Origin of the sequence: Paraburkholderia phenazinium, from assembly GCF_900100735.1 — a bacterium.
GTDB classification, from domain to species: Bacteria; Pseudomonadota; Gammaproteobacteria; order Burkholderiales; family Burkholderiaceae; genus Paraburkholderia; species Paraburkholderia phenazinia.
Window position 1 is genome coordinate 110,008 of sequence record NZ_FNCJ01000016.1, and the last position, 15,709, is coordinate 125,716.

General features: G+C 64.2%; 13 protein-coding genes and 1 pseudogene. 1 reads left to right on the plus strand and 13 read right to left on the minus strand.

The genetic code is table 11. The features are described from left to right. The first annotated feature begins 214 nt into the window (after positions 1 to 214). Positions 215 to 1,432 carry a multidrug effflux MFS transporter gene (locus BLQ92_RS28945; RefSeq protein ID WP_090689912.1) on the plus strand — a complete coding sequence of 406 codons (1,218 nt, stop codon included), beginning with the start codon at positions 215 to 217 and terminating at the stop codon, positions 1,430 to 1,432. 69 nt (positions 1,433 to 1,501) lie between these two features. Here BLQ92_RS28945 and BLQ92_RS28950 read toward each other — a convergent pair whose 3' ends face one another. The 13 genes and pseudogenes from BLQ92_RS28950 to BLQ92_RS29010 form a co-directional block, all read right to left on the minus strand. After that, positions 1,502 to 1,921 (minus strand): DUF3331 domain-containing protein, encoded by a 420-nt coding sequence (locus BLQ92_RS28950; RefSeq protein ID WP_090689916.1) that lies wholly within the window; start codon positions 1,919 to 1,921, stop codon positions 1,502 to 1,504. 184 nt (positions 1,922 to 2,105) lie between these two features. After that, complete coding sequence (locus BLQ92_RS28955) at positions 2,106 to 3,578, minus strand: alginate export family protein (protein ID WP_425312518.1); 1,473 nt, start codon at positions 3,576 to 3,578, stop codon at positions 2,106 to 2,108. Positions 3,579 to 3,692: 114 nt separating this feature from the next. After that, the gene (locus tag BLQ92_RS28960) at positions 3,693 to 4,514 is read right to left on the minus strand and encodes an alpha/beta fold hydrolase (RefSeq protein WP_090689921.1); all 822 of its coding nucleotides are present in this window, start codon (positions 4,512 to 4,514) and stop codon (positions 3,693 to 3,695) included. Between the two features lie 65 nt (positions 4,515 to 4,579). Continuing rightward, a complete protein-coding gene (locus BLQ92_RS28965) occupies positions 4,580 to 5,470 on the minus strand; it encodes a VOC family protein (protein ID WP_244896678.1) in 891 nt (296 codons plus the stop codon). Positions 5,471 to 5,543: 73 nt separating this feature from the next. Continuing rightward, positions 5,544 to 5,786 carry a DUF1427 family protein gene (locus tag BLQ92_RS28970; RefSeq protein WP_090689928.1) on the minus strand — a complete coding sequence of 81 codons (243 nt, stop codon included), beginning with the start codon at positions 5,784 to 5,786 and terminating at the stop codon, positions 5,544 to 5,546. A gap of 46 nt (positions 5,787 to 5,832) precedes the next feature. Further along, a complete protein-coding gene (locus tag BLQ92_RS28975; RefSeq protein WP_090689932.1) occupies positions 5,833 to 6,519 on the minus strand; it encodes a phosphohydrolase in 687 nt (228 codons plus the stop codon). 38 nt (positions 6,520 to 6,557) lie between these two features. Then, positions 6,558 to 8,273 carry an amidohydrolase gene (locus BLQ92_RS28980; RefSeq protein WP_090689937.1) on the minus strand — a complete coding sequence of 572 codons (1,716 nt, stop codon included), beginning with the start codon at positions 8,271 to 8,273 and terminating at the stop codon, positions 6,558 to 6,560. A gap of 2 nt (positions 8,274 to 8,275) precedes the next feature. Continuing rightward, a pseudogene (locus BLQ92_RS28985) lies at positions 8,276 to 8,479 on the minus strand (hydrolase); the annotation flags it as partial. A 280-nt stretch (positions 8,480 to 8,759) separates the two neighbouring features. Continuing rightward, complete coding sequence (poxB, locus tag BLQ92_RS28990; RefSeq protein ID WP_090689940.1) at positions 8,760 to 10,481, minus strand: ubiquinone-dependent pyruvate dehydrogenase; 1,722 nt, start codon at positions 10,479 to 10,481, stop codon at positions 8,760 to 8,762. Between the two features lie 293 nt (positions 10,482 to 10,774). Further along, complete coding sequence (locus BLQ92_RS28995) at positions 10,775 to 12,232, minus strand: mechanosensitive ion channel family protein (protein WP_090690117.1); 1,458 nt, start codon at positions 12,230 to 12,232, stop codon at positions 10,775 to 10,777. A 230-nt stretch (positions 12,233 to 12,462) separates the two neighbouring features. Then, a complete protein-coding gene (locus tag BLQ92_RS29000) occupies positions 12,463 to 13,287 on the minus strand; it encodes a transglutaminase family protein (protein WP_090689944.1) in 825 nt (274 codons plus the stop codon). A gap of 8 nt (positions 13,288 to 13,295) precedes the next feature. Next, complete coding sequence (locus BLQ92_RS29005; RefSeq protein WP_090689947.1) at positions 13,296 to 14,237, minus strand: alpha-E domain-containing protein; 942 nt, start codon at positions 14,235 to 14,237, stop codon at positions 13,296 to 13,298. Between the two features lie 45 nt (positions 14,238 to 14,282). After that, positions 14,283 to 15,698, minus strand: coding sequence for a circularly permuted type 2 ATP-grasp protein (locus BLQ92_RS29010; protein WP_090689951.1), 1,416 nt, complete (start codon positions 15,696 to 15,698; stop codon positions 14,283 to 14,285). Positions 15,699 to 15,709: the final 11 nt, after the last annotated feature.

Consider the following 15,709-nt stretch of genomic DNA (forward strand, 5'->3'; position numbering starts at 1 on the left):
GGCCCGATTTGACGGGCAATCTCGGTTGACATCATCAAAGCATGCCGCCTAACATCACCACAGATGACGAGGAGAACTCCAGCATGAATACGACATTGATGATCCTAGTACGAAGTCGGCGCATGGTCCGTTAGCGGCACCTGGCCGCCCCCATGCGCCCCCGACACGTTCGGGGGCTTTTTTTTGCCCTAAGCGAAATCGCTTTCGATTGGAAATGCCGATGACTTCCACACCATCGCCTCCCAGGCTCTCCACACTGATTCTGCTGTGCGCACTATCTGTGCTGCCATTGAGCATATTCCTGCCTTCGCTGCCGAACATTGCCACGGACTTTCACGCCGACTACGCGCTAGTGGGCCTATCGCTGGCAGGATATGCCACTGTCGCCGCCGCACTGGAATTGATCATGGGGCCGTTGTCGGATCGCTTCGGGCGGCGGCCAATCGTGCTGGCCAGTCTGACGGTATTCGTAGCCGGGTCGCTCGGCTGCGCGCTGGCGACCAATATCTGGACCTTTCTGGCTTTCCGCTTGCTGCAGGCTCCCATCACGTCCTGTTATCCCGTGTCGATGGCGGCCATCAGGGACACGACCGGAAAGGAGGGGGCAGCGAGCCGGATCGGCTATGCCGCTATGGCAGCGGCTTTCGCCCCCATGCTCGGCCCAACGGTTGGCGGCGTTATCGACGAAACCAGCGGCTGGCGTGCCATCTTCTGGGGCCTTGCCCTAGCCGGCATAGCACTCTTTGCAGTGTGCTGGTTTGGCCTCGGCGAGACTAACAGGAATCCATCGAACACCATCAGGCAGCAGCTTCGGGCGTATCCTGCGCTGTTCCGCGAACGTCGCTTCTGGGCCTATGCGCTGTGCATGGCGTTCTCAACGGGTACGTTCTATGCGTTTCTGGCCGGCGCTCCATTGGCCGCGAAAGCTGCGTTCGAGGTGCCGCCGGCAATGCTGGGCTTGTATATGGGCACCATCACTGCCGGTTTCATGCTCGGCAGCTTCCTGTCCGGTCGCTACGCCAACCGCTATCCGCTCACCACGACCATGACGACAGGACGTATCGTTGCTTGCGCCGGCCCCATGATCGGGTTGGCGCTATTCCTCGTCGGCGCCAGACATGCAATAGCGCTGTTCGGACCTTGCATGCTGGTCGGTGTCGGCAACGGCCTGTCAAATCCGTGCGCCCATGCGGGAGCGGTCTCGGTGCGGCCGGACCTGGCGGGAAGTGCTTCCGGTCTGGCTGGCGCGATGACCATTGCTGGCGGTTCTGCTCTTTCCTCAATGACGGGAGCTGTGTTGACGCAGAGCAACGCAGCTTACGCACCGCTTTGCTTGATGCTGCTCTCCTCTGTGATTGCTCTGTTGGCCGCATCTTATGTGCGGGTGTTGGACAGGCGTGAGGAGCCTCGATGTTCGAACGTTGACGCGTAGCATCCGTGACGAGTCACCCACACCTTGGCGGCGCTTCGTTTAGCAAGCACCCGAATAAACCGCTGCGCGTCAATCCATCTGCGCGAGCGCGGCGGCAAGGACCATCTCGTCGCAATTGGCGGGACGCTTCTGCCCTCGCGCGCGCGGCTTGAAGATCGCGTTGCCGCGTTCGATCCGCTGGCCCGTCAAGGCGCAATACCCGCCGTGGCGCGCCGTCACCTGAATCCACACCTGGTCGACGTAATGACACATAGTCGGATCGCACCATGAAACAAGGGCGGACGCGTCGTCCTGCCGCTCGATCGAGGTAATCTTGCTGCCGCAACCCGGCAACGGCCTGCCCAGATGGGGCTCAGGCGGCTTGTCCGCACAGCCTGCGGGACGCACCCTGCATCCGGCATGCCAGGCCTTCTCGGCAGGCGATTCTGCCCCGCCGGCAAGATGCGTTAGAAGCGAGACCACCTGGTTCCACGGGTTCACCTGTTCCATGTCCGTATGCCTCTCAGATAACCTCGGGAGACGCGCCGGAGCACTCCGGCGATCCATCGTTTGACCCTAATGCGGACGACCTCGAACGGCACCTGCTGTTGCCTGCATGCGCTTGCTTATGTCGGTTTTTGCCTGGTGTCGGCACAAGGAAGGATGCGGCGCCCATACTTCCCACCCTCATCGATCACCAGCCGAACTTGCCCTCTACCCCAACGTAGTCCGCGTTGTGCGCACCCAGCTCACGCAACGAATCGGCAATCTGAAAGTGCACCGCCTCCAGCGCCGCCGACACGTTCGCATTGACCGCCCAGTCCACCCGAAGCTGGGTGTACATCCCCGTCCATAGCCCGCCGTGCCCTGCCGTGTTCGGCACCGCCACGCCACCCTGCTGATAGACCGCGTCGCCGGTGGTCTCGCGCCACTGCAAGCCGACTGCCGCCAGCACCGTCACCGCCCGCGTCGGCTTGAAGCTCAGCGAAGGCTTGAGGTGCAGCACATTGCTATAACCGGTGTAACCGGCCAGCGTGAAGTAGTAGCCATTCGGAAACAGCGCATTGAAGGTGCCGAGACGGCCATCGCCGGGACGACGGTCGCCGGATGCGCCGTCAAACTGCAACGCAAGGCGCGGCGTGCCCGGCAACGCAGCCAGCGTATAGCCGGCAATCGAGCCGAACGCCCACGCCTGAATCGTGTCGGCGCCGACCCGGCCGGTCTGCAGCATCGATTCGGCGTCCCAGTCGAGCGGCTGCCGCTTGCCGGCATAACGCACATCGAACACCTCGCGATGCTCGGTCCCCGCCGCGTCGAGATATTGCCCGTTGCTGCGGTTAAAGCTTGCGTAGTAAGCGGACAGCTCGCCCGGTCCCACATCGCGACGCTCGACCCGTACGCCGCTAAAAGTGAAATGCTTGTTCGACACATCGTCGAACGGCTGGTCGTCGCGGTACTGCACCGGCTGGCTCGCGAAGGCCATGATGCGCCACCGCTGCACGGCCCATTCGGTCCATAGCGCGTCGAAGGCCTGACGGACATTCGGTCCGTCGCGCACCGACACGAAGCGCTGCAGATCGAAGCCCATCTCCTGGCGGCCGACACGAAACCGGAACAGACCACCGGCCAGCCCCACGGAGTAGGTCGCGAACGCCTGTTCCAGATCGAGCACGTCGCGATCGACCGGCGTCACGGCGTTCTTGCCGAACGGGCGCGCGTCTTCCAGTTGCACGAAAATCTGCAGATGCTGCTCGAAGTGCGCATCGGCATGAACCTCCGTGCGCTGGATCACGTAGGAGTCGTCCTGTCCTTTGCCGAGTCCGAACAATGCCGCATTGTTCATCTCGAAGCGCTCGCGCAGATTCATGCCGAGCGACAGGTAGTTATCCGGATCGTTGCCGAGCGCGATGTACTTCAGACTGTCCAATGGCTTGCGCGGGACGCACGGGTTGGCAAGCACCGACCAGTCCTCCTGCCAGCGGTTGAAGAGAATCGCGGGACGCTTGACGGTGCAGCTAACGGTCGTAGTCCCAGGCGATCTGGCCACGGCAGTCCTATCTGCGGCCGTGCCAGCGCCGGCGGCATCAACGGTACTAGCGGCACTCGCCGGCTGCCCAAGCGGCACGCCTTCGGCATTCGCGAAAGGCACATAAGCGCTGCTCCCCAGCGCAACGAGCAACGACCAGGCAGCGGGTATAGACGAAATGAATGCCACCGAATGAAGGTTCCTGGGAGGCTCGCGGTCAGGCAACCGCGAGCCGTCTGGACGACGCGCTGCGCGTTATGACTGCAGGAAGGCGAGCAGATCGGCGTTGACCTTGTCCGCCTCGGTCGTGCACATGCCGTGCGAGGCGCCCGGATAGACCTTGAGCGTCGCGTTCTTGACGATCTCCACGGCCTTGCGCCCCGAGTTATCGAGCGGCACGATCTGATCGTCGTCGCCTTGCAGGATTAGCGTCGGCACATCGATCTTTTTGAGGTCGGGCGTGTAGTCGACCTCGGAGAACTGCTTGATGCACTCGTAGAGACCGAGCACACCGCCCGCCATCCCCTGGCGCCAAAAGTCGTCGATCACGCCTTGCTTGACCTTGGCGTTGGGCCGGTTATAGCCGTAGAACGGCAGCGCCAGGTCCTTGAAGAACTGCGAGCGGTCGTTGGCGGTGTTGGTGCGAATCCCGTCGAAGACCTCCTTCGGCACACCGCCCGGATTGGCTTCCGTCTTCAGCATCAGCGGCGGCACCGCGCTGATCAGGACCATTTTAGAAACGCGCTTCGTGCCATGACGGCCCACGTAGTGCGAGATTTCCCCGCCACCCGTGGAGTGGCCCACAAGGGTTGCGCCCTTCAGGTCGAGCGCGTCGATCACGGCGGCCAGGTCGTCCGCATAGGTGTCCATTTCGTTGCCGAGCGCGGTCTGGCTCGAGCGGCCGTGGCCGCGGCGGTCGTGCGCAATCACACGGTAGCCCTTTTGCAGCAGGAACAGCATCTGCACATCCCACGCGTCCGCACTGAGCGGCCAGCCATGCGAGAACACGACAGGCTCGCCCGTGCCCCAGTCCTTGTAATAGATCTGTGCGCCATCTTTGGTCGTAACGTAGTTCATGGAACGTACTCCTGTGTGTGCAAAGGGGAACCGGCGGCGCAACGCCCATCCGTCAAACCTTCGGGCTATTTCGCCGCCTCGTGTATCTCGGCAATGTAGCCACCGGGAAATTCAAGCATTGCCGAGCGCCCGTACATACTCTGCGCCGGCTGTGACACCACCTTGACGCTCGCGGCCTGGGCCTTCGCAAGCGTCGCGTCCAGATCGGCGACCTGGTAGCCGGTTATCTCGCGCCCATACGGCCAGGGCAGCTTGCCGTCGGTGACGAAGATCAGCATGTTGCCGAAGCCCGACTGTAGCCGCACTCGCCGCATCGTTTGGCCGGACAGGCCGATCTCGGCGGCATCGGCATGCTTGTCGTCCGAAACCACCTTGCCGTGCGAGAAGCGCACAAAGCGCCGCACGAAGCCGTCGACAGCATGCGGCGACAGATACACTCGGTTATCCGGCACGCTCGCGAGCGGCTCGTACACCGGCGCCTTGGTATGCCAGTAGAGCTGCATCGTCAGGCCGCCCGGCCACTGGATCAGCGCGTCCTTGCCGATCGGGTCGTCGAAGGTATCGACGATCACGTCGGCGCCGGCGGCACGCGCGGCATGCACGGCGGCGGCCATGTCGGTGACGAGGTAGCCGGTGCGTTCGTTACCGAACGGGTAAGGAATCGGCGTCTGGAAGGCGAACACCGACAACATGCCCACCGGCGTGCGGACATACTGCGACGCGGTTTTACTGGGCGTCGGCGTGACCGTGAAAACTGCGCGCGGCGACGCGAAGCCGCCGAAGGTCGCGATAAAGCTGTTGACGAACGCATCGATGTCGTCGTTCGAGACATACACGTGCGTCGTGTCGTATTGCGGCCCTACCGAGACGCTGGCGCTTTGCGGCGCCATCACGTCGTCGCCGGCGCTCGCCTCGGCATGGCCCGTCGCAACCAGGGCAGCCGCGGCGAGCGTCATGCTCAGCGCAAATCTCACGGCCGCTGAAGTCTGCCGCATACGAAACGGATCAAATAGGCTCACTCGTGACCTCTCAGGTTTGCTTGCGCGAATCGATCGCGCTTTCGGAATGGGATGATTCGGCCGCCGGGGCGACGCTCACGTGCGCGGCGCTGTGCAACAGATGTGCCTGCACGAACGGCACCGCCCCTTCGCCGATCACAATGCCGAGCAGGCCGACGAGCGCGACCAGCGGCGGCGCGGGCGAATGCACGCGCACCATCCAGTACAGTAGTCCCACCACGAGACCGGCTCCAAACGAAATCAGATATGTCACGACTGCTCTCCTTCATACAGCAACACTGGCAACCCCGCAGGCGCGATCACTCTTGCCACTTTGCGCCGAGAATCAGGCCGCAGTAATTGATGCGCCGGTAATCCGGGTCGAGCCGTTCGAGCACATCCGCACTCAGCGTGCCGAACGTCGAGCCAGGGCGGTGCGCCACACCTTGCCCAATGGCGTGGATGAACTGCTCCTTGAAGCGCTCGCCACGCGGATAAGCCCGCAGGAGCTCCGCCTCCGACTCGCGCGGCAAAGCCGCGAGGTCCTCGCCGAACAGATCGGTGCGCACGCCGGCCGCGAGCAGCGCGGCAAGCGTCGAAGCATGTTTCGCAATGCCGTGGCTGGTATGCAGCGCCACCGCATGCCACATTTGCGTGGCGGCGGATGCAGCCACACCGTGGCGGGCGAGGAACTGCCGCGCCGCGTCCGCGCTGTCCACCTCGTAACGCCGTTGCGAGCCGAGGTAGGCAGCGCTCAGTCCGACGTTGATGAACATCGACGCCACATAGAGGCGTTCGGTGTTGCACCGCACCCCGCCGCGCTGCGCCTTCAACGCCGCAAGGATGAACACACGCTGCGCATGTCCGCTCAGCACGCCGGGCAACAGCGCGCCGGCCACCTCGTGCGCCTCGCGCGCCAGCTCGCCTTGCGGCACGCCGATGCCGCACACCTTCCTGCTTAACGAGCCTCTACCTGCCCCTGCCCCTGCCGATTCCTGTGACGCCATTTGGGTCTCTCTCCACAGCGCGGGACACGACGCAGGACTCAGAAAGCGAAGCAACTACAGCCCAGCGCACCCCAGAAGCTATTGAGGTCGCCGGCGGGCACCGGGCTTCGCCATGCCCAGTCGTGCCCGTGTCCATGCACGCCGCACAGCGTCGCGCAGCCGTCCGCACACGCCTGTTGCAACGTGCCCGCCGGCCGGTAGCGGCGATAACCGCCGAACTCGGCCACCGGCGACCACGACGGGCTGACCGGCAAGGGCGGCGTTTCGTCGCCGGAGAACCAGGCGCTGCCCACGGTATAGCGGCGCAAGGCTTCCATGCGGTCGAGCCGGTCCTGCTGCGCGTACATCGCGGTACCGCCGACGGTGCGCCCCGAGACGAGCCAGTACAGCGAGACGAATGGGTTATAGCTTGCAACGCGGGTGGCGTCGGTACCCGCGCCGACCGGCAGGCCGGCGGCCAGCATCTGGCGGATCGGCGGCGTGCGCGCAGCGGCCTCGGCGCCATAGCGGGAGATGAAGTATTCGCCCTGGAAAGCCATGCGATGCTGCACGGCGATCCCGCCGCCGAGCGCCGCAATACGTTCGATGTTGCGTTGCGTGATCGTCTCGCAGTGATCGAAGAACCAGCGCAGCCCGGCGAACGGCGTGTCCTGATTGACGCGTTCGAACACGTTGAGGAACCGGTCGATCGATTCGTCGTAGGTGGCGTGCAGGCGGAACGGCCAGCGGTTTTGCACCAGCAGGCGCACCACCGCTTCCAGTTCTTTTTCCAGCGCAGCGGGCAGGTCCGGGCGCGGCTCGAGAAAGTCTTCGAAGTCCGCGGCGGAAAACACCAGCATTTCACCGGCCCCATTCACGCGCAGAAAATCGTCGCCCTCCCCGGGCTTCGTCATCTTGACCCACTTGGCGAAGTCGTCGATTTCCTTCTTCGCGTTCTGCGTGAAGAGGTTGTAGGCGATCCGCACGGTCAGCTCGCCGCGTTTGGCGAGGTCCATGATCACCGCATAGTCGTCCGGATAGGCCTGATAGCCGCCGCCCGCATCGATCGCGCTGGTCACGCCCAGGCGGTTCAACTCGCGCATGAACTGGCGCGACGAATTGATCTGGTCGTCGAACGGCAGCTTGGGGCCCTTCGCCAGCGTCGCGTACAACAAGCCCGCATTCGGACGCGCGATCAGCATGCCGGTTGGATTGCCGCGCCGGTCGCGCTGGATCTCGCCGCCCGGCGGATTGGGGGTGTCCTGGGTATAGCCGACCGCGCGCAACGCCGCGCCGTTCAGCAGCGCGCTCTCGTACAGGTGCAGGATGAAGACCGGCGTATCCGGTGCGATCGCATTGATTTCCTCGAGCGTCGGGCCGCGCTTCTCCGCGAACTGGAATTCGTTCCAGCCGCCGATCACACGCACCCACTGCGGCGCCGGGGTGCGCGCCACCTGGCGGCGCAGCATCTCAAGCGCCTCATGCAGCGACGGCACGCCGTCCCAGCGCAACTCCATGTTGAAATTCAGGCCGCCGCGAATCACGTGCAGATGCGAGTCGTTCAGGCCGGGGATGACGGTGCGGCCCTTGAGGTCGATACGCTCGGTGCGCTCGTGAGCATGACGCATCACGTCCTGTTCGGAGCCTGCGGCGATGATCTTGCCGTCGGCGACGGCCAGCGCGGTCACGAAAGAACGACGCTCGTCCTGAGTGGCGATCTTGCCGTTAAAAAAGACCCGCTCCGCCATCCGAGGTACTTGCGTCGGATCGTTCATGGTTAGAGACCGCCCTCGTTGGCATGCGCGCCGAGAATCTGCTTGGCATAGCGCACGCCGACACCGTATGCGCTATGCGCCTTGAAGATCTCCATGCAACCTTCATAGGTCTCGCCGCGCGCCCAGTCGCGCTGCAGTTCGCACATCAGTTGCAGCGAGGTCATCGGCACCGCGCCGACCTGCAGAATGCGCTGCACGGCGCGCTCGTCGTAGGCCATGGAGTTCTCCGGTAGGCGAGGCAGGTTTTCAAACCAGCAAACGCAGGAGGCGAAGGCAAGCTCGAAGTGCAGTTGCACTCGCCATCCCAGTGCCCTGAAGCTTAGGGTGGAACCCGGCTTAAAGTCCTGATGGACAACTTAATTGTTCTGAATGGCCTGAAACGATTGCGCGGGATCGGCGAGCGTATCGATGCAGCGAAACGAAGGGCCCGGATGCGCGCCGCCCATCCGGGCCTATGCCCTCGCTACTTCTACGCGTGTGCCAGACTCAGCGCAGGTTGGTCTTCACCAACTCCACGATCTCATCGCCACGGCCGCTCAGAATCGCGCGCAGCATGTACAGGCTGAACCCCTTGGCCTGCGACAGTTCGATGGTCGGCGGCATCGCCAGCTCGTGCCTGGAAGTCACCACATCCACGAGCGCCGGCCCGGGATGGGCGAAGGCCTCTTTCAGCGCCGCTTCCACGCCTTCCGACTCCTCGACGCGCAGGCTGAAAATGCCCGCCCCTTTGGCGATCGCGGCAAAGTCCGTCTTGCTCAGATCGACATTGGTATCGAGGTAGCCCCCCGCCTTCAGTTCCATCGAAACGAAGCCGAGCAGGCTGTTGTTGAACACCACCACCTTGATCGGCAGATGGAGCTGGCGCGCGCTCAGCAGGTCGCCAAGCAGCATCGACAGGCCGCCGTCGCCGGAGAGCGACACCACTTGCCGCTGCGGATGTCCCGCTTGCGCACCGAGCGCCTGCGGCATCGCGTTGGCCATCGAGCCGTGATTGAACGAACCATGCAGTTGGCGCTTGCCGTTCATCGTCAGATAGCGCGCCGCCCATAAGGTAGGCGTGCCGACATCGGCGGTAAAGATCGCGTCTTCGCTGGCCACCTGATCGATCATGCGCGCGAGATACTGCGGATGAATCGGCCGGCCGGGACCGGCAGGCGTCGCCAGCTCGTCGAGCCCCTTGCGGGCCGATACATAGTGCTTGCGCGCGTTGTCGAGGAAGCGGCGCTCCGTCTTGCGCTGCAGCTTCGGCATCACGGCGCTGACGGTCTCCTTGACCGTGCCGACCAGACCCAGCGCGAGCGGTGCGCGTTTGCCCAGTTGCGAGCCCTTGTGGTCGATCTGCACGACCTTGGCTTCAGGCGGGTAGAACGGCCGGTACGGAAAATCGCAGCCCAGCAGCAGCAGCGTGTCGCACGACATCATCGCGTGATAGCCGGAGCTAAAACCGATCAGGCCGGTCATGCCGACGTCATACGGATTGTCGTATTCGATGAAGGGTTTGCCGCGCAGTGCGTGGACAATTGGCGCGCCGAGCGTGTCGGCGAGTGCAACGACCTCGTTGTGGGCGCCGGCCACGCCGCTGCCGCACATGATCGTCACCGCCTCCGAGCCGTTCAGCAAGGTGGCGAGGCGCTCGAGGTCGGCATCGGACGGCACGATGGTGGACGGCGCGCTATGGCTCCATTGCGGCGCTTCGGCCGGGCCTTCACTCAGCGCGATGTCGCCGGGCAGCACGATCACAGCCACGCCGCGTTCCTCGATGGCCGTGCGCATGGCGCGCTGCAGCACACGCGGGAACTGCGAGGCATTGGTGACCAGTTCGACGAAGTGGCTGCACTCCTTGAACAACTGCTGCGGATGGGTCTCCTGAAAGTAGCCGAGGCCGATTTCCGTAGACGGGATATGCGCGGCGATCGCCAGCACCGGCTGTTGATTGCGATGGCAGTCGAACAGGCCGTTGATCAGATGCAGATTGCCTGGGCCGCAGCTTCCGGCGCAGACCGCGAGCTTGCCGGTGGACGCCGCGTCGGCGCCCGCCGCGAAGGCCGCGACTTCCTCGTGACGTGTATGCATCCAGCGGATCGAGCCGAGCTGGCTCAGGCTGTACGCGAGTCCGTTGAGACTGTCGCCAGTCACGCCCCAGATTCGCTCCACGCCTGCGGCGGCGAGGGTTTGCGCCAGATAGTCGGCGATGGTGTGGCGGGCCATAAGCTACTCCTTTACGACAGCGTCGACCAAGCCCCGCATACCGAGGCGCGAGCCCGATGCCAGCAGTCTTGTTAGCCAACAGTAAGAGAGAAGAACGGCAATGCGGAACGCGCGAGGCAAGGGGCTCTTCAGGCTAAGGCGATCTACCTTAAAAGTCCTGAAAGCGACGTCAATCCTGCAAATTAAATGCCTTGCCGGGCGGTGCTCGCCGGGTGCCGTGCAGGATAGACCGCCCGCGCCGCTGGATCGTTCACCGTGCGGAATAACACGCGAGTATGACCGCGGCGTTGCGGCTAGGCCGCCAGGTCGTGCAGCTTGCGCATGCCGTCGCGCAACCAGTCGAACAGCGTGCGCTCGCTGAGCGCCGGTGTCTCGGGCACGCTGCCGAGCTTGAGCAGCTTGTCCTGGCGCTGCGACATCAGTTGGCACATCTGCTGGCCGACATCGGGGCGGCCTTTCAGCAAGGGCGTGAGGTCCGCCTTGTCGAGGCGGTAGACGACGGTCTGCGTCAACGCCGTGAGCCGCGCGCGCACCGGCAGGCCCGCCAGAACGCCCGCCTCGCCGAGCGCATCGCCGGGGCCGAGGCGCACCGGCTCGAGCACACCCGAGGCGGTCGTCACTTCCACCGAGATCACGCCCGATTCGACAATCATCAGATAATCGGTGACCGCGTCGGAGGCCACCACCAGTTGATTCGGCGCGTATTCGTGACGCGTCATCTTCGCCGCGAGGCTTTCCAGCTCGTCGCCTTGCAGCGTGCGAAACAGTTCGACGCGCGAGAGCAGCCGCTGCAAGCGGTCGGCGCTCGCGCGCGGCTGAGCCGGCACGGCGAGCGGCCGCAGATCGATACCCGCGGCGGCCAGGTGCCGGAAGCACAGATCGTAGAGTTCGTTGTTGACGGCCGCCTTCTTTGCCATATCGTCGACATAGGCGGTCACTTCGTATTGGATCGAGTTGACCGACGCCGCTTTGACGAGCGCGTACGGCGCGGGCGTTTGCAGCACCGTGCCGATGCCCGTCAAGGCGCGCTCGAGCGCGCTGAGCACGCGCGCCGGACGCTCTTCGGGCGAGATCTCCAGCGTAATCGACACGCCATGCAGCGCCGAGGGGCGGCTGTTGTTGACGATCTTGGCTTTGGCAGCCACGGCGTTGGGCACGATCACGACATTGCCCTGCCCGGTCAGCAGATGGGTCGCGCGCCAGTTCATTTCGAGCACCTTGCCCTCCACGCCGTCGACGCTCACCCAGTTGCCGATGTGATAGGGCTCGGTCGTATTGAGCACGATGCCGGCAAACACGTCGCCCAAGGTACTCTGGATCGCGAGACCCAGCACGATCGCGAGCGCCCCGGAGGTGGCCGCGAGGCCGCGCACCGGCACATTCAGCACGAAGGCGAGCGAGGCGACCGCTGCGGCCAGAAACACCAGCGCGCCCAGCACGTCCTGAAACAGCCGCTCCTTGTGCCAGCTGCTGGTCATGAAGAGCGCATCGAGCGAGAGCGTGAGCAGGCGTGCTCCGTTGAGCCACCACACCACTTCGAGTATCTGCGCGGCGAGGTGGCGTGGCACCGACTCGGGCCACGGCGCGGGCATGAGCGGATTCATGCCGGAGCCGAACAGCACGGCGCTGAAAAGGCCGAAGATCAGGAGGCGCAGCGCGAAGCGCAGCATGAGGTTGGGCGGCAGGCGCGTGCGCCAGATCGCGATGTCGAGAGCCAGCAGCACGAAGCCGATAACCAGAGGATCTTTCAAGGCACTCTTCCCATAGGTAGCAGGCGCGTGCACGACGGCGCGGCGCCGGGCGAGCGCCTTCTCACGCGGGGACAGGCGCCAGGAGTAAGAGTACGGGGAATTGGCGGTTTTTGCAGCGTCGGGCTGCTGGCTGAAACGCGTGGCTGACACGCTGGTGAAGCCGGACGTCGCGAGTGCCACCCGGTGCAGTGGCGTGCGGCGTCGCGTAGCGCCGCGCGCCATCCGGTGGGTCAACCCTGGCTCTGAGTCTGCCCTTGCAACTGCGTCACGGTGATTTCGACCGTGAGCGTCTCTGCCCCCGCTCCGCTGCGAACGCCGGACACCGGCATCGCGTCGCGGTAGTCCAGACCTGTGGCCATGCGCACATAGCGCTCGTCGGGGCACTTGTCGTTGGCGGCATCGAAGCCGACCCACCCTAGCCCCTCGACATATGCCTCTGCCCAGGCGTGGCTCGCGCTCTGCTGCACCACGTCCTCCATCAGCAGATAGCCCGAGATATAGCGCGCCGGGACGCCCAGCCGGCGCGCTACCGCGATAAACGCGTGAGCATGATCCTGGCAGACCCCGCACCCTTCGCGCAACGCGGTCTCGGCGTCGGTGCCGACCCCGGTGGTGCCGGGCCGGTAGGCGATCAGGCCGTGGATCGCGTTCATCAGCTTGTGCAGCGACTCCAGTTGCCCGTGGCCCGCGCGCAGATCGGCGGCGAGCGCCTGCACGCGCTCGCCGGCATGGGTCAGCGGGGTTTCCCGCTCGTAGATCCACGGCGGCGCCGTCTCGTTGGTGACGCCGTAGATACCGGCCAGGTCGCAGGTGTCGACCGTGCCGGCGGCGACGATCTCGATCTCGCGCTTGTTGCGCTCATGACGCACGAGCTCGACCCGGTTGCCGAGCCCGTCGGTCCAGCCGAGCGCCGGCGCGACGCCGTCGACCGTGACCTGCCAGTCGAGCACCGTTTGTCCCGCTCCGCTCTGGGGACGCAGCCGCAAGCGCTGCAAGGCATAAGGCACCGGTTGCTCGTACTGATAGCGCGAAGTGTGGCGAATGGCGATACGCATGGCCGTACTCAATCGAAGTTATAGGTCTCGGCGATTTCGAAGCCGAGCCGGTTGTTCTGCGCAATGAAGCCGGTGAGAAACTCGTGCAGGCCATGCCCGAAAATCTGCTTGACAGTGTTGTCGCGCAACGTCGCGAGCGTCGTGCCGGCGGTGGTCTGGCAGGCGTGCGTCACGCCGTAGTCCTGCGCCAGAAAGCGCAGGTTCTCGACGATGTTCACATAGCAGAAGTTCAGCGAACGCGGCATGCGGCCATTGAGAATCAGGTAGTCCGCGATGTTGGTGGGTTTGTACTGCACGTCGTAGACCCAGCGGTACGAGCGGTGCGCATCCACCGAGCGCAGGATCGACTCCCACTGGTAATTGTCGAGCGTCGTGCCGACGTACGAAATGGACGGCAACAGCAGATGGTATTTGACGTCGAGAATGCGCGCCGTGTTGTCGGCGCGTTCGATGAAGGTGCCGATGCGCGCGAAGTTGAAGATCTCGTTGCGCAGCATGGTGCCGTGAAACGAGCCGCGAATCAGCGCGGCCTCGCGTTTGATGCGATCGAGTACGAACGGCAGTTCGCTCGCGGGCACGGGCTCCGCCAGCACCCGCTTGATCACCATCCACGCTTCGTTGACGCTCTCCCAGGTCTCGCGCGTGAGCGCGGTGCGCACCATGCGCGCGTTCGAGCGCGCCGCTTCGATGCTCGACAAGACGCTCGACGGATTGTCGGTGTCGCGCAGCAGGTAGTCCGCGACGCTGTCGGCCGTACAGGTGTCGTGCTTCTGCCGAAAGCCCTCTTCGGTGCCCGAGGTCGCCACCACCGACGACCATGTGGCCGGCGCGTCGGCGCTGCGCGTGAGCGCCATGCGCAGTCCGGCATCGACCACCCGGGCGATGTTTTCTGCGCGCTCGATATAGCGGTGCATCCAGTAAAGCCCGCTTGCTGTGCGTCCAAGAAGCATGTGCTGCCCCACTCCGGTTGCTGTTTTTTTCTTGCTAACGACTGGCTACTCGGCCAGTACCCACGTGTCTTTGGTGCCGCCGCCCTGGCTCGAATTGACCACCAGCGACCCTTCCTTGAGCGCCACTCGCGTGAGGCCGCCCGGCGTGATGCGGATGCGGTCCGAGACCAGCACGAACGGGCGCAGATCGACGTGCCGCGGCGAGAGGCCCTGGCCGGTGAGGATCGGCGTGGTCGAAAGAGCGAGCGTCGGTTGCGCGATGTAGTTGTTCGGCCGCGCGCGCAGACGCAGGGCAAAGTCCTCGCGCTCCTGCTTCGAAGCCGTGGGGCCTACCAGCATGCCGTAGCCGCCGGAGCCATGGACTTCCTTGACGACCAGTTCGTCGAGATGGGCCAGCACGTACTTCAGGCTGTCAGCTTCCGAGCAGCGCCAGGTGGGCACGTTCTCGAGAATCGACTGGCGACCGGTATAGAACTCGACGATCTCCGGCATATACGAATAGATCGCCTTGTCGTCGGCGATGCCGGTGCCCGGCGCATTGGCGATCGTGATGTTGCCGGCGCGGTAGACGTCCATGATGCCGGCCACGCCCAGCACCGAATCGCGGCGGAACGTCAGCGGATCGAGGTAGGCGTCGTCGAGGCGCCGGTACAGCACGTCGATGTTGCGAAAGCCCTCGGTGGTGCGCATCGCCACGTGACCGTCCACCACCTGCAGATCGCTGCCCTCAACCAGATGCACGCCCATCTGGTCGGCGAGAAACGCATGCTCGTAGTAGGCCGAATTGTGAATGCCGGGCGTTAGCACCGCGATGGTCGGATTGTCGTGATTGCCGCCGGGCGGACAGACGGCGGCCAGCGACTGGCGCAGCAACTGCGGATAGGCTTCGACGGGCCGCACCTTGACCTGCTGGAACAGCTCGGGAAAGAGCTGCATCATCGTCTCGCGATTTTCCAGCATGTAGGAGACGCCGGAGGGGGTGCGCGCATTGTCTTCGAGCACGTAGAACTGGTTCTCTGCAGTCCGTACGATATCGACGCCGATGATATGCGTATAGACATTGCCCGGCGGCCGAAAGCCGATCATCTCCGGCAGAAAGGCTTCGTTCTGCGCAATCAGTTCCTTCGGAATGCGCCCGGCCCGCACGATCTCCTGGCGGTGATAGATATCGTCGAGAAAGGCATTGAGCGCCATCACGCGCTGTTCGATGCCTTGCGACAGGCGGGTCCATTCCTGTGCGGAAATGATGCGCGGGATGATGTCGAACGGGATCAGGCGCTCGGCTGCCTCTTCTTCGCCGTACACGGCAAACGTAATGCCGGTCTTGCGGAACACGCTCTCCGCGTCCTGCGCCTTTTGCGCCAGGTTGGCCGGATTCTGGGTATCGAGCCATTGCTTGAGCAGATCGTACGGCGCGCGTACTCCGGCTTCGGAGCTCAGCATCTCATCGAATGGCGTCACTTCGGGTTCTC